This window comes from Chromatiales bacterium, from assembly GCA_024234935.1.
Lineage (GTDB): Bacteria > Pseudomonadota > Gammaproteobacteria > Steroidobacterales.
Genome location: JACKNI010000001.1, coordinates 463,925 through 479,512 on the forward strand (window position 1 = coordinate 463,925; position 15,588 = coordinate 479,512).

The following is a 15,588-nucleotide window of genomic DNA, read 5'->3' on the forward strand; positions in this document are numbered from 1 at the left end:
AGAGTCACTGCGGTATCCGCAGGCGTGTGTCTGCGCTGCGGTGAGTAGATGTAATCCGATTGTGGCGGCATACCGATACGTTACACTCCGGGCCCTTTCGTCAGTATCTGCATCATGATTCAGCATTGCTGTCTGCATTCGCGAGGAAGGCTGTTTCTGGGCGTCGCGTTCGCGACAATCCTCGCCGCCTGCGGCTCGGCCAAGGCACCATCATCTGCTCCCCCGGCACCCGGCCTGGTCGTAACCACGGTCGCACCGGAAACCCGTGAGGTCGCCCGGTCGATTGCCGTGTCCGGCTCGGTGAGCGCCTGGCAGGAAATGTCGCTTGGCGTGGAACTGACTGGCAACCGTGCCACGGAGGTTCTGGTCGAAGTGGGTGACCACGTGCGTGCGGGGCAGCCACTGCTGCGGCTCGACAGCCGCACGCTCGATGTACAGTTTCGTCAGGCCGAGGCCAGCGTCACCCAGGCCAAGGCTGCTCTGGAGCTCGCTCAGGCCAACGCTGCGCGTGGAGATTCGCTGGTGGGGCAGGGGCTTATATCGTCCAGCGACAGCGACAAATTGCGTGCCGACCTGCGCAGTGCTGAAGCGCAACTTGTCGCCGCACAGGCTGACCGTGACGCGGCGCGACTGCGCCTCAGCTTCGCAACCCTGTCAGCCCCCGACGATGGCATCATCTCGGCGCGCTCGGTACAACCGGGACAGGTCGTATCGGCTGGCAGCGAACTGTTGCGACTCATCAGGCGCGGCCGGCTCGAATGGCGGGCAGACCTTGCCGAGGCTGACCTGATCCGGGTCAAGCCCGGCGCGGTTGTGGAGTTGAGCGGCCCGTCAAACGAGACGATCAGCGGAAAAGTACGAGCCGTGTCACCCGCCGTTGATCCATCGACACGTACGGGCCTTCTTTATGCCGATCTTCCGGAACCGGGGCCGTTGCGTGCGGGCATGTTCGCGGAGGGCCGAATCCTGCTTGCGAGTGCGCCGGCCAGCGTGGTGCCGCGTGAATCGGTCGTGTTCCGCGACGGCTTTGCCTATATCTTCGTTGCCAAGGGTCTGGACGGCGAAGACGCCGGCAGCGCACTGCGACGGGTCGAACAGCGCCGCGTGAAGATCGGAGTCCGGCGGGGAGATTTCACCGAGATTCTCTCCGGGCTGCAGCCCGACGAGCGGGTCGTGCGTCGCGGTGCCGGTTTTCTGGGTAACGGCGACGTGGTTCGCGAGGTCGGTGATACGGCCGACGGAGCGTCCGGATCGCTGCAATGAACGTTTCGCTCTGGGGTATCCGCAACCCGGCCGGAGCGGTGATCATCTTTGTCGCGCTTTGCGTGGCCGGCCTCTACGGCCTGCGCCAGTTGCCGATTTCAACACTGCCGGACTTCACCGTCCCGCAGATCACGGTGACGGTAACCCTCAATGGTGCGACGCCAGCCCAGCTTGAAACCGATGTAACCCGCAAGGTTGAAGATGCGGTCGCAAGCATTGCGAATATCGACAAGCTCCATTCAACCATCACCGAAGGCCGCTCGCAGACACGTATCCAGTTCCTGCTTGGCCACGACATGAGCCGGACGCTGGAGGAAGTGCGCGATGCGGTTGACCGCATCCGCATCGATCTTCCGCAGAATATCGACGAGCCCGTTGTCGCCAGGGTCAACACCATTGGCGGGGCGGTGCTGACCTATGCGGTCTTGTCAAAAAATCTGGCACCGGACGAACTGAGCTGGTTTGTCGACGATACCGTCCGCAAGGCGCTTTTCGATGTACCCGGTGTCGGCGGGGTCACACGCATCGGCGGCTTCGATCGGGAAATCCGTGTCGATCTGCGACCTGATGCCCTGCAGGCCTATGGGCTGACCGCCGGCACGCTTTCCGACCAGCTGGCGCGAATCCAGGTAGAGCAGCCCGGCGGACGCACCACCGTGGGCGGCAGCGAGCAGTCGGTGCGGACGGTCGCGACCGTCCGCACGGCGGCAGCACTGGCCAATTACCCGCTGTCGTTGCCTGATGGTCGGGTTGTTCGCCTGTCCGCGGTGGCCACAGTCACCGACGGCTTCGCCGAACCGAAGGATGTCGCTCTGCTCAACGGCCAACCTGTCGTATCTTTTTCCGTGCAGCGCGCCCACAGCACGAGCGAAGTGGGAGTGGGACGAAGTATTCGCGAACGCGTTGCAAGGCTTGCAGCCGATCATCCCGAGCTCAGCTTTGTCGAAGTAGCCTCTGCCGTAGAGCCGGCCGAGAATTCCTACAACGCATCGGTCGCCATGCTCCTTGAGGGTACCGTGCTCGCCGTCGTGGTGGTCTGGATCTTCCTTCGCGACTGGCGGGCCACGTGGATCTGTGCCGTGGCCTTGCCGCTCTCGGTCATTCCCACTTTTGCCATGATGCACTGGTTTGGTTTCAGCCTGAACCTGCTTTCGCTGCTCGCCTTTGCGGTGGTCATCGGCATCCTTGTCGACGACGCCATTGTCGAGGTTGAGAACATCGCGCGTCATCGCGCCATGGGCAAGTCAGCTCGGCAGGCAGCCATTGACGCGGCAGACGAGATCGGCATCGCGGTGATAGCAACTTCCGCGACGCTGGTTGCAGTCTTCGTTCCCGTGGCAATGATCGGTGGCCAGGTCGGCCTGTTTTTCCGCGAGTTCGGCTGGACGGCGGCCACGGCCGTACTCTGTTCGTTGCTGGTGGCGCGACTCCTGACACCCATGCTGGCCGCCCAGTTCATGCAGTCGGCCGGGGAGGCCATCCCGGAATCGGGCTGGATGCCCGGTTATATTCGCTGGGTGGAAGCAGCCCTGCGCCATCGGAAGCGCACGCTGCTGCTTGCCTTTGCCGTATTCCTGGGCTCTCTCGCGCTGGTACCGCTTATTCCAACGACCTTTCTTCCACCCGGCAGCGGTACCCGTACCGAGGTATCGCTCGAGCTCCCGCCAGGAGCCAGCCTGCGCGAGACGACCGAAGTTGCGGAGCAGGCTCGGCAACTGGTCTTGCAGGTTCCGGAGGTTGACAGCGTCTATGCACGCATAGGTGCGGTTGCCAATATGGGCTATGAAGGTGGTTTCCTGGGCGATCTTCGCAAGGCCGGCCTGATCATATCCTTCAAGCGTGATCACAAACGGAGTGTTCCGGAGCTGGAAGCCGAACTGCGCAAACGGCTCGGCGATTTGCCCGGCGTACGCAGCAGCTTTGTGGCGGTGGGTCCCGGCAAGCTGTTCGAGATCATACTTGCCGGCAACGATGCCGAACTACTGACAGCCGCTGCGCGCGACGTAGAGGCGGCCGTTCGCACCTTGCCCGGTCTCGGCAGTGTTTCATCCACCGCATCGCTGCTGCAGCCGGAGATGATCATCACACCGGACCCGGCCAGGGCCGCGGATCTCGGTGTCACAACCGTCGATATCGCGACTGCCGCACGTGTTGCTACCAGCGGTGATTTTACGCAGCGGCTGGCCAAACTGAATCTGGCCGAGCGACAGATCCCGATCCGCGTACAGGTTGCGGAGCGCGCACTTGGCGATGTCGGACTGCTGTCGAAGCTGCGTATACCAACGCGGGATGGCAGCGTGCCGCTCTCGGCCGTCGCAACGATTCGCGAAGGCAGCGGGCCAGCACAGATCGACCGTCTCAACCGCGAGCGCAACATTCGCGTGACAGCCGAGTTGAATGGCCTGCCGGTCGGCACCGTGCTCAAGGAAGTCCGGGCATTGCCGGCACTGAGAAATCTGCCGGCCGGTGTCCGCGTCCTGCCAAGCGGCGATGCCGAGGCACTTGGCGAACTGTTGTTCGGTTTCGGCATGTCGATCCTGGCAGGCCTGGTCAGCATCTATGTCGTCTTGTTGCTGCTTTTCGGCAGCGCCTCGCAGCCCTGGGTAATTCTTGCCGCTGTACCGCTGTGCGGTGCGGGTGCGTTCGGCGGACTGCTGCTCACCGGATATGCGCTGTCACTGCCATCCCTGATCGGCCTCCTGATGCTGACTGGCGTCGCAACCAAGAATTCCATTCTCATCGTCGACTACGCCATCATCGGCGAACGCGACCAGGGCTTGTCACGACGCGAAGCCATACTGGAAGCCTGTCGCAAGCGTGCGCGTCCGGTCATCATGACCACGGTGGCAATGGGCGCAGGCATGCTGCCGATCGCGCTGGGTTTTGGCGCTGATGGCAATTTCCGTGCACCGCTCGGCGTCTCTGTGATCGGCGGGCTGCTTACCTCTACCCTGTTGTCCCTGGTCGTCGTCCCTGCGGCTTATTCCCTGGTTGCTGATATGGTTGGCAGATGGAGGAAGCCCGTTTGACCGGATCAACCGGCACAGCCCTGAAGCAGACATCAACCTCGCAGCTGGATATCGCCGGCATCTGTACGGTGCTTTCCGGCAAGATCGTCTACTTCGACCGGTCACATCAGGATTGCCTGCACGGCGCCTACATCACCGGTGTACATGAGGGGACCGAGCAGATTCGCATCGATTCCATCATCGTTTTGTAGCGACATGTTCGCAACGCCCTGGTACGAAGAGAATGTGGTGTTGACGCCCGGCGACATGGGCGGCCGCATGAACAACAAGCTCAAACCGGAAGAGATGTTTGTGGTCATTCCGGCACGCTGGGCCAACAATCTCGTCAAACTCCTGGGCGGCTCGGTTATCAGCATGCCCTGGGACGAGGAGGCGATGGCGACAATCGCAAAGACGCCAAAGTTCGTACGCAAGTTTGCCGTCGGCAACGTGGAAGATTTCGCAGAGGAAAAGGCTTTCCCGGTTGTCACTGCGGCTGTCGTAAAGGAACAGGCGGACAGCGTCGGCATGGGCAAGTGGCTGGCCATGCTGAAAAAGCCCTGAGGAGAACCATGCCGATGCGCCTGCCGCCGCCAGGCACTAGAATGTCTTGCAGGCCCGGGTGGCGGAACTGGTAGACGCTGCGGACTTAAAATCCGTTGACCCGAAAGGGTCGTGCCGGTTCAATTCCGGCCCCGGGCACCATTCCGGTCATAGATGCCGCAGGCAAGGGGCATCATCAACGACCAGGGCGATCTGCTTTTATCAGGGGGTGAGCGCAACGCGGCGAATCCGGATTGCCGCTGGCGGCGAATACCCTGCACAAGCAGCGGCAAACTGCCGTCTCCCGATTCAGTACAGGTATAACGGAGATCCCGCCATGCGCCGATATTTCTCCATTTTCTTTACCCTGCTTGTCATCGGGGTAAACGCTGCGGCAAATATCCTGCCCATCAACGGCGTGAATACAGGTGAGATCAGCGCGCGCTATCCGACAGGCTTTACGCCCGCGGGCTGGGTGTTCTCGATCTGGGGACTGATCTACCTTGGACTTGCGGCCTTCGCTGTCCATGCTGCGCGTGTTCCGACGGCCCAAGCGGCACGTGTGCGCAGCATAGAGCCCGCATACTGGCTCAGCTGCGTCGCCAATTCCCTCTGGATCTTCATGTGGCATTACGGCCGGATATTCGAGAGTCTGGTACTGATGCTGGTCCTGCTCGCAAGCTTGATCTTCATCTATGTGCGACTGCGGGCAACGCCTGCGTCATCACTCGCCGAACGCCTTTGCGTGAATACGCCGTTCAGCCTGTATTTTGGCTGGATCAGCACGGCAGTTCTCGCCAATCTTGCTGCCTGGTTTTTTGAGCTGAAAACCTGGCCGTTTGGATTGCCGATGGAGGACTGGGCACTTCTCACCGTTGTGACGGCAACGGCCATCTATACCGCCATGGGCGTCAAGACGCACGACGTCGTGTATACAGCGGTATTCGGCTGGGCGTCGCTCGGCATCGTGTTGCAGACGCTCGAAACAAGCCATGCTGTAAGGCTGTCAGCCGCGGCAGCTTGCGCGGTAATGGTGGTGGTCAGCGTGGCGGCGATCTGGCCGGGTCGGGCGCCTTCGCGCCGGTCATCATGAATAACCAGGCGCGGTCAGCTGGACTGCTCCATATACTTTTATTTACGGTCGCGCTGTTATCTGGGAGTCCAGCCATGAGCATCGAGGAGCCCGCATACACGGTCCGGCACACGGACGGAAAGGTTGAGTACAGGGAATATGCTCCTTACCTGACGGCTGAGACACTGGTCGAAGATGCAGCCGACTTCGAGAGCGCAGGTAACGAAGGTTTTCGCCGTCTGTTCAGATACATCAGCGGCGGCAACACCGCACAGTCGAAGATCGCCATGACGGCACCCGTATCCCAGACGGCAGGAAGCGAGAAAATTGCCATGACTGTACCCGTGCAGCAAACCGGTTCAGTCCGTGGATGGCGTATTGCCTTTACCCTGCCGAAAAAGTACACCCTTGAAACCGCACCGGTCCCGGCAGATTCAAGAATAAGAATCGTGCGTGAGCCGGCAAGGCTGTTCGCAGTACTTCGCTACTCTGGTCGCTGGACCGAGAGTAACTACAATGCCAGTCGTGACGAGTTGCTTGCTGCCCTCGCTGCGGCTGGTATCGGCGTGCGCGGGGAACCGCAACTGGCCCGCTATAACGCGCCATTCACCTTGCCGTTCATGCGACGTAACGAAGTATTGATTGAAGTCGACTCGCTCCCTGTGCGTTAGTATTCTCCGGTTCGGAGCACTTGTGAGGCGGGGGCGGGATGACTGCCGAAATCTATCTCAGCCTTAAATGGTTGCATATCGCCTCTGCCTGTATCGGCTTCGGATCAAACGTAACGCATATTTTCTGGCTGCTGGCAGCCAACGCAGATCCTGTGCATGGCTCGAATATCCTGCGTCTGATAAAGAAAATCGATGACCGGTTGGCGGTTCCGTCCTACATCGTCGCCACGATCTGCGGTACCACCATGTGGCTGTCCCTATGGCCGACGATCACGCCGTGGATTATCGTCAGCCTGGTTCTGACACTGGTGCTGGCAGCGATGGGCACCGCCTATGGTCCGTTCATGAAGAAGTGGATTCGGCTGACCGCGCAGCAGCCGCCAGATCATCGGCAGATTGCAGCGCTGTCACGCGGACTCACTTTTAGCTGGATCGGTATCACGGTCAGCGTCTTCGTGGTCCTGTACCTGATGGTCTGGAAGCCGATCCTCTGGTAGCGGGTGGCCTCAGATAATCAAGGCGTTCTTCGTGACCATGCACCAGATGATGTAGAAGGTCAGGATCGTCGAGCCGATTCCGCGGATCGCTGCCGTCTTCACATCCCGCTTCGGATCAGCGGCATGGGTGTCGACTGCATAACGGATGATGTCTGGCACCAGCTGTATCGCTGCCATGATCCAGAAGGCGACGTAGGCAGCGAGTGCCCATGGCGCCGATGCGAATCCGCCAAACCAGCCGTTGACCAGCAGCAGACCAGCCAGCGGGCTCAGTATCGACGTTGGGGCAGTGATGCCGAGCGCCATCTTGCGCAGCATCGCTCGGGCCATCACGCCCGTTGCGTGATCGGCCGTCATACGCACGCGCATGGCCCAGATATTGCTGAACAGGGTGTGGCCGAAAAAAATAAATCCGGAAAACTCGTGGATTACGAGCAGGAATACTGCACCGTGGTCCCAGTCCAGCAGAAATTCCGGCGGCATCACGGTGACGCCCAGCAGGGGTGCCGTGTACAGAGCCATGACAATAAAATACAGGCTGTAGCGAATCACCATCGACTGGCCGCTCCACGACGAACAGGTCAAAGACTGGCGTCGAAGCGTAGCTGATAGTTGCCTATGGTGAGCAGGTCTCCCGCTGCCAGAGCCTGGTTTTTTACCGGCTGTCCATTTACGCGCACGGGGTTGGTGCTGCGCAGGTCCACTATATGGACCTCATCTTCGGTAACGATCAGTACAGCATGATGGCGGCTCACGAAACGGCTGCGCAGGCACAGATCGTTGTGCTGACTGCGGCCGATCAGCATACGGCCGCAGGCGAGTGTCCGTCGCTCCAGAATCGCGCCATCGAGCATGACGACCAGGCTTCCGCGCTGGTTGGCGTCGGCCGGTCCCGAGGAGGGCGACCATCCGGCGGGGTGCGGACCACGAACGACGCTGAGCGCCGGCTCTGTAACGCGAACCACAGCTGCATCAAGGTCAAAGCGTTCGCGCGTGAACTGCCTGAGTCCGGCCATACCGGGGGAATCGAGGATCCGGCACAGCGTCTGGGTGCCCGCCAGGACAAAGGTAGCGGCGGGTATCGCGCTCACCCGCACTCGCGAAAGGACCTGCAAGAACTCGAGCACGCGAGGCCCGCACTGCTCGGTATGCTCGATCAGGAAGACGGTCCTGCGTCCGCGGGCACCTTCATGCCGCAGAAAGACCATGAGCAAGTTGTGGAGATCATCAGCTTCGACCGCCTCGAGCTCGAAGCCAAGCTGCGTCAGTGCGCGGGTCAGGAAATCCGGGATACTGTCACCGGGCGCATTGATCCGTACCAGGTGTAGATCGTCGCGGCGCTGGCATTCAGCGGCCAGATGGTCTAGGAGGGTCCCCAGCGTCAGTTGCGCGCTGCCGGTAAGCACCGCGAATGGACGCTGACCAAGCAGGCAGCGGTTCAGGTAGGCCGAGGCGGCGGTCAGTGTCGCGACGCGCGGCACCGGTTCGCGACCGGAAGCCTGTAGTTCACCGGTATTGATCAGTGCAGACAATGGCTCGAACGCTCATTTCTTGTTTGGGATCAGTCTAGTTAGGCATCTCAGTTATGTAAAGCATGAGGAATGCCAGGGCGATGGCCGCTTCGCTTGCGTCGGCGGGTCCGCGAAGTGATATGAACGAATTCATTCAATAACTTGTTTCAAAAGCGGATCCTGGTGCAGGATGGCGCGCCGCAAGGGAAGCGGTTTACGGAGGTGGAGTTGCTCACGGGCACGGGTTTGACGCTGTGGCGCGGTGCGAACTGTCTGTTCGATCAGCTGTCGTTTGCTGCGGCACCGGGTGGTGCGTTGCTGATCCGGGGTCCGAATGGCTCGGGCAAAACGACGCTGCTGCGCGTGATCGCTGGCCTGACCCTGGCCGAAGAGGGTGAGGTTCAGTGGCAGGGGCTCCCGCTGTCCGGACGCGACGGGACCGGTCGTCACGCGATCGCCTATTGCGGCCACGCAACGGCGCTTAAGCCTGATTTGACGACGCTGGAAAACCTGCGCTTTTATGCCCGGCTGTCCGGCTATGCGACCGGTGCGCTTCCTGAACTCCTCGCATCGACCGGGCTCACCGCATGTGCTGATCTGCCTGCCCGCGTCCTGTCAGCCGGGCAGAAACGTCGCGCCGCACTTGCCCGGGTGCTGATGTCCGGCGCACCGCTCTGGCTGCTGGATGAGCCGCAGACGAATCTCGATGCTGCCGGGCGCGAGTTTCTGGAACGGGTGTTGCAGAAGCACCTGGCCAACTCAGGCACTGCGGTCATCGTCGCCCATCAATCCATCGACCTCGGCACAGCGCGGACCACTGTGCTGCAAATGGGAGAGGCAGCTTGAATCTCGGACTGGGCAGCCTGTTCTGGGTCGTGCTCCAGCGCGATCTGATGATCGCCATGCGACGCTGGTCGGATATCTGCAATCCGGTCGTTTTCTTCGTGCTGGTTGTCGCCCTGTTCCCGCTGGCGCTGAATCCCCGCCCGGAGTTTCTGCGCGCGCTCGCGCCAGGGGTACTGTGGATTGCCGCGCTGCTCGCCGCCTTGCTCTCGCTCAACCAGCTGTTCCGTGCCGACATCGAGGACGGCACCATGGAGCAACTGCTGACACTGCCCTATCCATTGAGTCTCGTTATACTCGCGAAGACCCTTGCGCACTGGCTGGTCACCGGGCTGCCTGTTGTAGCCGTGGCACCGATGCTTGCCATCACCTACCATTTGCCGGCCGATGCAATCGGCACCTTGCTGCTGTCATTGCTGGTCGGTACACCAACGCTCAGCCTGCTGGGTTCAATCGGCGCGGCATTGACGGCCGGACTGCGCCAGTCCGGCGTGCTGCTGGCTTTGATGGTCGGGCCGCTGATGCTGCCCGTGCTTATGCTGGGCGCGCGCGCTACGGATATTGCCCTGAGCGGCGATGACCCGACCGGGCCGCTCTATCTGCTGGGTGCGCTGCTTGCTCTCGCATTGAGTCTTGCACCGCCTGCCGCGGCCATGGCGATACGTATCAGCGCAGATTGAATACGGAGCAACCGGACTTATGTGGACATGGTTTTATCGCCTCGCATCGCCGCCGCATTTCTATCGCGTGGCAGCGAGCCTGGTACCTTGGTTGCTCTGGCCGGCCTTGCTGCTCATCGTCCTCGGCACCTGGGGCGGACTGGTGGTTGCACCGGCCGACTATCAGCAGGGTGACGGCTACCGGATCATCTACGTGCACGTGCCATCTGCCTATCTGTCGATGATGATCTACGTAACGATGGCGCTTGCCGCTGGTATCGGCCTGATCTGGCGCATCAAGCTCGCCCATGCGGTGGCGGCGAGCTGCGCGCCCATCGGTGCGAGTTTCACTGCGGCAGCACTGGTCACGGGCATGTTATGGGGCAAGCCCATGTGGGGAACCTACTGGCAGTGGGAACCACGTCTCACTTCGGAACTGATTCTGCTGTTCCTCTACTTTGGTTATATGAGTCTGCGCAGCGCCTTCAATGACCTGAACCAGTCCGACCGGGCCAGTGCGGTGCTCGCGCTGGCTGGCGTGGTCAATGTGCCGATCATCCACTTCTCGGTATTGTGGTGGGCGGGGTTGCACCAGGGACCTTCGATCTCCAAACTCGATGCGCCGTCGATTGTCTTTAACATGCTCTGGCCATTGCTGACGATGATTCTGGGCTTTACGCTGTTTTTTCTGGGCGTACTCGCGATGCGGGTGCGGGGTGAGGTACTCGAGCGTGAATTCCACTCGCGCTGGGCACAGGATGTGCTGCGTAGCACCAGTATCAGGCAAACGGACCGATGAGTGAATTTCTGGCGATGGGCGGTTACGCCAAATACGTATGGCCGTCGTTTGGCATCACCGCCATCGTGCTGATATTAAATCTGCTGGCGGCACGCAGCCAACTGCGGCAGACCAGGGAACGTCTGCACTTGCGGCTGGTCAGACAATCGGGCAGAAAGGTGAGCACATGACTCCTCGCAGACAGAGAATGGTACTGGTAGGGCTTTTCGTCGCTGGTGTTGCGGTTGCGGTCGGGTTGGCCTTGCGCGCCTTTCAGGAAAACCTCCTTTATTTCTACACCCCGACCCAGGCGATTGCCGGGGAAGCACCTGAGGGCAAGAAGATCCGCCTCGGCGGCATGGTCGAGAAGGGCAGCCTCCGCCGCGAACCGGGCGACATGGAACTCCGCTTTGATGTCACCGATAACGCGAAAACCATGACAGTGGCCTATTCGGGCGTGCTACCAGATCTGTTCAAGGAAGGGCAGGGGGTTATTGCGATGGGACACGTCGATGCTGACGGTGTCTTCCGTGCCGAGGAGGTTCTGGCCAAGCATGATGAAAATTACATGCCACCGGAAGTCGCAGCGACCATGGCCACAGACGGTCAGGCGCCGCCTGCGGTACCACCCGCCACCGACGCTGCTTTGAATTGAAGTCTGGCACACTGTCGGCATGATTCCCGAGATCGGTCAAATCTGCCTGGTGCTTGCCCTGTGCCTGACCGCATCCCAGGCAATATTCACACTCGTCGGCGCACATACCGGCAAGACTGCGTGGATGGCTGTGGGTACGCCCGCCACGGCCGGTCAGTTCGTGTTTATCGCCGGTGCCTTCCTTGCGCTGGCCTGGGCCTTCCAGCACGATGATTTTTCGCTTCTCTATGTCGCCAGCAACTCGAATACCAGACTCCCGGATATCTACAAGGTAGCCGCTGTGTGGGGCGGTCACGAGGGATCGCTGCTGCTGTGGTCGCTGGTACTGTCAATCTGGGCGATTGCCGTGGCCGCACTTTCCGGGCGCCTGCCGCGGGACATCAGGGCGCGGATTCTCGGCGTGATGGGCGCGGTCAATTTCGGTCTCATCGCCTTTATCCTCTTTACCTCCAATCCTTTTGTACGGCTTGACCCGGTCCCCTTCGACGGCAATGACCTGAACCCGCTATTGCAGGATCCGGCAATGGCGCTGCATCCGCCCATACTTTATGCCGGCTATGTCGGCTTCTCGGTCGCATTCTCGTTTGCGATTGCAGCATTGCTTGCCGGCAAGATCGACAGCGAGTGGGCGCGGTGGGCGAGGCCATGGACGACAGCCGCCTGGGTGTTCCTGACCATCGGTATCGCACTGGGCAGCTGGTGGGCCTACTACGAGCTCGGCTGGGGTGGCTGGTGGTTCTGGGATCCGGTGGAAAATGCCTCGTTCATGCCCTGGCTGGTAGGTACGGCACTGATTCACTCGCTCGCGGTGACCGAAAAGCGCGGGCTCTTCAAGGGCTCGACCCTGTTGCTGGCGATCACTGCCTTTTCGCTGAGTCTCGTCGGGACCTTTCTGGTGCGTTCCGGCGTGCTGGTGTCGGTACATTCCTTTGCCTCGGATCCGGCGCGAGGGCTGTTCATCCTCGGCTTCCTGGCAGTTGTGATCGGTGTGGCGCTCGGACTCTATGCCTGGCGTGCACCAACCCTTGACCGGGCGGTGGGCTTCAGCGCTTTCTCACGCGAGACCTTTCTGCTGATCAACAATATTCTGCTCTGCGTGGCCGCAGGTCTCGTGCTGCTGGGCACCCTGTATCCGCTGATTCTGGATGCGCTCAATGCGGGCAAGATCTCGGTAGGACCGCCATATTTTGAAACGGTGTTTCTGTTGCCGATGTTGCCGCTGCTGGTGGCCGTGGGTGTGGGCATGCACACGGCATGGCGTTCGGCGGATACATCTGTTGTGGCAACACGTCTGCGTATTCCTGCCGCACTGGCCGTCGTGGCCGGAATCGCCATTACCCTGTTCCTCTACGGCGGCAAGAACGTACTCACCATGGTCGGCATAGCCGCAGGCCTGTGGCTCGTATTCGCGGCATTGCTGGATCCGGTACGGCAGCTCGTGGGTCGTGGGCCGCGATTCAGCCGGGCTGCACTGGGCATGTCGGTTGCACATCTGGGACTGGGGCTCTTCGTGCTGGGCGTTACCGTAACGACGTCTTTCAATGTCGAGACCGATCAGCGTATTGCAGTCGGGGAAACGGTGAGCATCGGTGACTACAACATCCGCTTCAATGGTGCCCAGCCGATACGCGGACCGAACTACCAGGGGCTGCGCGGTGAAATGGTCGTCACGCGCGATGGTCAACCGGTTGCAACATTGCACCCTGAAAAACGCGTCTATGGCGAGCGCAGTTCACCGATGACGGAAGCTGGCATCGATGCCGGCTGGTCCCGCGATATCTTTGTGGCGCTCGGTGATGACCTCGGCGGAAATGCATGGAGCGTGCGGCTCCAGTACAAGCCGCTGATCCGGTTCATCTGGCTGGGTGCGCTGGTGATGGCCTTCGGTGGCGTTCTCGCTGCAAGCGACCGGCGTTACCGTATACCGGTGCAGGCCAGCGTTCCTGCTGCAAGTCCCGGTTCGCAGCCCGCGCGGCCCTGAGGAATTCCGGACAGCGATGTGGCGCTATCTCATACCCGGAGCCGTGTTCGCGCTGCTGGTCGCCGTATTTGCCGTCGGCCTGTACCGTGATCCGGGCTATGTGCCTTCACCGCTGATCGGGAAACCGGCGCCACAGTTCAGTCTGCCGCGCCTCGATGATCCGCAAATGACCCTGCAGCGTTCGGATCTGCTCGGCAAAGTCAGCCTCGTCAATGTCTGGGGAACCTGGTGTTCAGGGTGCCGGCAGGAACATGAAACCCTGCTCACGCTGGCGCAGGACGGCAGTATTCCGATCTATGGCATCAACTGGAAAGATGATCCCGCTCTTGCCCGCCAGTGGTTGCAGCAACTCGGCAACCCTTACGCGGCCGTAGGCGTAGACGAGGCGGGCGGGGCTGCCATCGAGTGGGGCGTCTACGGTGCACCGGAAACATTTCTGGTTGGCCCCGACGGCACTGTGCTTTACAAGCATATCGCACCGATGACGCTCGCCGTTTGGCGCGATGAGTTTCTGCCGCGTATCACGGCAGCCCGGACGGGATCGAAACCCTAGTGCGGACCGTTGCGCTGTTTTCCGGAATCCTGCTTTGCCTGGCGACACTTTCAGCGTGGGCGATTGAACACGATGAAAAGCTCGCAGACCCGGCACAGCAAGCTGTCTTTGACCATCTGACCAACGAGGTACGCTGCCTCGTTTGCCAGAATCAGACGATCGCTGATTCCACTGCACCTCTGGCCATCGATCTGAGGCGTGAAATACGCCAGATGCTCGAAGCCGGGCGGTCGGAAGAGGAGATCAAGACCTTTCTCCTCGACCGCTACGGCGACTTTGTGCTGTACCGGCCCCGCTGGCAGGCGAATACGGCACTGCTGTGGTTGGCGCCGGTGCTGCTGTTGCTGATCGGCGCGGGCGGCTTGTGGCGAATCATCCGGCGCCGCGCCGCGCTGCCCGTACCCTCTGAGGACGGCGATCCGCCGTCGGCAGGCTGAATGAACGACAGCATGACACTTTTCGTACTGACTTCAGTTCTGCTGACCTTGCTGAGCGTCGGACTGATAGCCTGGCCACTGTGGCATGCCGCCGGTCCGGAACGCTCGCGGCTCGCAGCAACGCTCGCTGCCTGCCTGATTCCGATACTCGTCTGGCTGGTTTATCCGAAGATCAGCACTTACAACTGGGTGACGCCACCTGCCCAGGCCGCTGACCCTTCGGCGCAGGCGCGTTCCCTCGATGAAGCGATCGGCGGACTTGAACAGAAGCTGGCGGAGAATCCGTCTGACGAGGACGGCTGGGTCTTGCTTGGCAGTTCCTATCTGGCAGTTCAGCGTCCGGCCGATGCAGTGCAGGCTTATCGACGTGCCATCGAACTGTCCAATGGCAATAACATGGCTGCGCGCCTGGGCGCCGCCGAAGCACAGATTGCCGAGAATCCCGCAGCGCTTTCAGGCGCCGCAGGCCAGGAAGTCGAGGCGGTTCTGGAGCGGGAGCCGCGAAATCCGAAGGCGCTCTGGTACGGTGGCATGCTCGCCTTGTCACGCGGCGACATCGCAAGCGTACGCTCTCGATGGCAGGCATTGCTCGACCTGGATCCACCGGCGGAAGTTCAGCAGATCATTGTGAGACAGCTTGCTGAGCTGGGCGTCGATCCATCCGTCGCAGCACCTGGCTCAGGTCCGTCCGCAGCAAATGCGCCAGCGCGCGGTGCCGGTGCGGCCGACAGTGCTGGTATCGATATAAAGGTTTCGGTCAGTGCGGACTTGCGCGCGCGGATCTCGCCTTCGGCGCCACTCTTCATATTTGTTCGTGATCCAGGCAAGCCCGGACCGCCGCTGGCTGTGGTACGCCGGCTCGCCAGCGACTTGCCCGTGTCCCTGCGGATCAGCGATGCAGACCTGATGTTGCCTGGTGGGCCCGGCCTCGCGGCACTGAAGTCAGCCGCACTGGTGGCACGTATCGCCAATGCGGGGAATCCGGTCGCCCAGGCTGGCGATCTCTATGGTGAAGCCAGCTGGGGCGGAATGGAGCAATCCGGCGGGACCATCTCCATAGTGATTGACCAGGTGGTCCAATAGCCCGCGCAAGATAAAACTTAACATAATATATATT

18 protein-coding genes and 1 tRNA gene are annotated in these 15,588 nt (G+C 61.1%); 17 read left to right on the forward strand and 2 right to left on the reverse strand.

What is annotated here, in order from left to right; translation table 11 throughout:
* Nucleotides 1-114 precede the first annotated feature (114 nt).
* The 8 genes from H6979_02160 (at nt 115) to H6979_02195 (ending at nt 7,054) form a co-directional block, all read left to right on the forward strand.
* Nucleotides 115-1,263 carry an efflux RND transporter periplasmic adaptor subunit gene (locus H6979_02160; GenBank protein MCP5138647.1) on the forward strand — a complete coding sequence of 383 codons (1,149 nt, stop codon included), beginning with the start codon at nt 115-117 and terminating at the stop codon, nt 1,261-1,263.
* Entirely contained in the window at nt 1,260-4,292 is a 3,033-nt protein-coding gene (locus H6979_02165; GenBank protein ID MCP5138648.1) for an efflux RND transporter permease subunit, read from the forward strand. The genes H6979_02160 and H6979_02165 overlap by 4 nt, the downstream gene beginning before the upstream one ends.
* Entirely contained in the window at nt 4,289-4,483 is a 195-nt protein-coding gene (locus H6979_02170; protein ID MCP5138649.1) for a hypothetical protein, read from the forward strand. Before H6979_02165 ends, H6979_02170 begins: the two co-directional genes overlap by 4 nt.
* Nucleotides 4,437-4,835, forward strand: a complete 399-nt coding sequence (locus tag H6979_02175; GenBank protein ID MCP5138650.1) for a DUF169 domain-containing protein — start codon at nt 4,437-4,439, stop codon at nt 4,833-4,835. The genes H6979_02170 and H6979_02175 overlap by 47 nt, the downstream gene beginning before the upstream one ends.
* Before the next feature lie 52 nt (nt 4,836-4,887).
* Nucleotides 4,888-4,976, forward strand: a tRNA-Leu gene (locus H6979_02180).
* A gap of 175 nt (nt 4,977-5,151) precedes the next feature.
* Entirely contained in the window at nt 5,152-5,907 is a 756-nt protein-coding gene (locus H6979_02185) for a tryptophan-rich sensory protein (protein ID MCP5138651.1), read from the forward strand.
* 74 nt (nt 5,908-5,981) lie between these two features.
* The gene (locus H6979_02190; GenBank protein ID MCP5138652.1) at nt 5,982-6,557 is read left to right on the forward strand and encodes a heme-binding protein; all 576 of its coding nucleotides are present in this window, start codon (nt 5,982-5,984) and stop codon (nt 6,555-6,557) included.
* A 38-nt stretch (nt 6,558-6,595) separates the two neighbouring features.
* Complete coding sequence (locus H6979_02195; GenBank protein MCP5138653.1) at nt 6,596-7,054, forward strand: DUF2269 family protein; 459 nt, start codon at nt 6,596-6,598, stop codon at nt 7,052-7,054.
* 9 nt (nt 7,055-7,063) lie between these two features.
* On the opposite strand, the gene H6979_02200 is transcribed toward H6979_02195, so the two are convergent.
* Nucleotides 7,064-7,576, reverse strand: coding sequence for a hypothetical protein (locus H6979_02200; GenBank protein MCP5138654.1), 513 nt, complete (start codon nt 7,574-7,576; stop codon nt 7,064-7,066).
* A gap of 59 nt (nt 7,577-7,635) precedes the next feature.
* Nucleotides 7,636-8,586 carry an FHA domain-containing protein gene (locus H6979_02205; GenBank protein ID MCP5138655.1) on the reverse strand — a complete coding sequence of 317 codons (951 nt, stop codon included), beginning with the start codon at nt 8,584-8,586 and terminating at the stop codon, nt 7,636-7,638.
* A 207-nt stretch (nt 8,587-8,793) separates the two neighbouring features.
* On the opposite strand from H6979_02205, the gene ccmA reads away from it, so the two are divergent.
* From ccmA to H6979_02250, 9 genes are read left to right on the forward strand one after another with little or no spacing between them, the layout of a single operon-like run.
* Nucleotides 8,794-9,411 (forward strand): heme ABC exporter ATP-binding protein CcmA, encoded by a 618-nt coding sequence (gene ccmA, locus H6979_02210; GenBank protein ID MCP5138656.1) that lies wholly within the window; start codon nt 8,794-8,796, stop codon nt 9,409-9,411.
* Between the two features lie 17 nt (nt 9,412-9,428).
* Nucleotides 9,429-10,088: a heme exporter protein CcmB gene (gene ccmB / locus H6979_02215; GenBank protein ID MCP5138657.1), complete on the forward strand. Its 660-nt coding sequence runs from the start codon at nt 9,429-9,431 to the stop codon at nt 10,086-10,088.
* 19 nt (nt 10,089-10,107) lie between these two features.
* Complete coding sequence (locus tag H6979_02220; GenBank protein MCP5138658.1) at nt 10,108-10,866, forward strand: heme ABC transporter permease; 759 nt, start codon at nt 10,108-10,110, stop codon at nt 10,864-10,866.
* Nucleotides 10,863-11,036: a heme exporter protein CcmD gene (gene ccmD, locus H6979_02225; GenBank protein MCP5138659.1), complete on the forward strand. Its 174-nt coding sequence runs from the start codon at nt 10,863-10,865 to the stop codon at nt 11,034-11,036. Before H6979_02220 ends, ccmD begins: the two co-directional genes overlap by 4 nt.
* The gene (ccmE, locus tag H6979_02230; protein ID MCP5138660.1) at nt 11,033-11,500 is read left to right on the forward strand and encodes a cytochrome c maturation protein CcmE; all 468 of its coding nucleotides are present in this window, start codon (nt 11,033-11,035) and stop codon (nt 11,498-11,500) included. Before ccmD ends, ccmE begins: the two co-directional genes overlap by 4 nt.
* A 19-nt stretch (nt 11,501-11,519) precedes the next feature.
* The gene (locus tag H6979_02235) at nt 11,520-13,481 is read left to right on the forward strand and encodes a heme lyase CcmF/NrfE family subunit (protein MCP5138661.1); all 1,962 of its coding nucleotides are present in this window, start codon (nt 11,520-11,522) and stop codon (nt 13,479-13,481) included.
* Between the two features lie 16 nt (nt 13,482-13,497).
* A complete protein-coding gene (locus H6979_02240; GenBank protein MCP5138662.1) occupies nt 13,498-14,034 on the forward strand; it encodes a DsbE family thiol:disulfide interchange protein in 537 nt (178 codons plus the stop codon).
* A complete protein-coding gene (locus tag H6979_02245) occupies nt 14,034-14,471 on the forward strand; it encodes a cytochrome c-type biogenesis protein CcmH (GenBank protein ID MCP5138663.1) in 438 nt (145 codons plus the stop codon). The genes H6979_02240 and H6979_02245 overlap by 1 nt, the downstream gene beginning before the upstream one ends.
* A 12-nt stretch (nt 14,472-14,483) precedes the next feature.
* Entirely contained in the window at nt 14,484-15,554 is a 1,071-nt protein-coding gene (locus H6979_02250) for a hypothetical protein (protein ID MCP5138664.1), read from the forward strand.
* Nucleotides 15,555-15,588: the final 34 nt, after the last annotated feature.

Coding starts and splice junctions, on each gene's coding strand:
- H6979_02250 (MCP5138664.1), top strand. CDS start 14,484: ATGACACTTTTCGTACTGACTTCAGTTCTGCTGACCTTGCTGAGCGTC.
- H6979_02160 (MCP5138647.1), top strand. CDS start 115: ATGATTCAGCATTGCTGTCTGCATTCGCGAGGAAGGCTGTTTCTGGGC.
- H6979_02195 (MCP5138653.1), top strand. CDS start 6,596: ATGACTGCCGAAATCTATCTCAGCCTTAAATGGTTGCATATCGCCTCT.
- H6979_02185 (MCP5138651.1), top strand. CDS start 5,152: ATGCGCCGATATTTCTCCATTTTCTTTACCCTGCTTGTCATCGGGGTA.
- ccmD (MCP5138659.1), top strand. CDS start 10,863: ATGAGTGAATTTCTGGCGATGGGCGGTTACGCCAAATACGTATGGCCG.
- H6979_02200 (MCP5138654.1), bottom strand. CDS start 7,576: ATGGCTCTGTACACGGCACCCCTGCTGGGCGTCACCGTGATGCCGCCG.
- H6979_02190 (MCP5138652.1), top strand. CDS start 5,982: ATGAGCATCGAGGAGCCCGCATACACGGTCCGGCACACGGACGGAAAG.
- ccmE (MCP5138660.1), top strand. CDS start 11,033: ATGACTCCTCGCAGACAGAGAATGGTACTGGTAGGGCTTTTCGTCGCT.
- H6979_02240 (MCP5138662.1), top strand. CDS start 13,498: ATGTGGCGCTATCTCATACCCGGAGCCGTGTTCGCGCTGCTGGTCGCC.
- H6979_02235 (MCP5138661.1), top strand. CDS start 11,520: ATGATTCCCGAGATCGGTCAAATCTGCCTGGTGCTTGCCCTGTGCCTG.
- H6979_02175 (MCP5138650.1), top strand. CDS start 4,437: ATGAGGGGACCGAGCAGATTCGCATCGATTCCATCATCGTTTTGTAGC.
- H6979_02165 (MCP5138648.1), top strand. CDS start 1,260: ATGAACGTTTCGCTCTGGGGTATCCGCAACCCGGCCGGAGCGGTGATC.
- H6979_02220 (MCP5138658.1), top strand. CDS start 10,108: ATGTGGACATGGTTTTATCGCCTCGCATCGCCGCCGCATTTCTATCGC.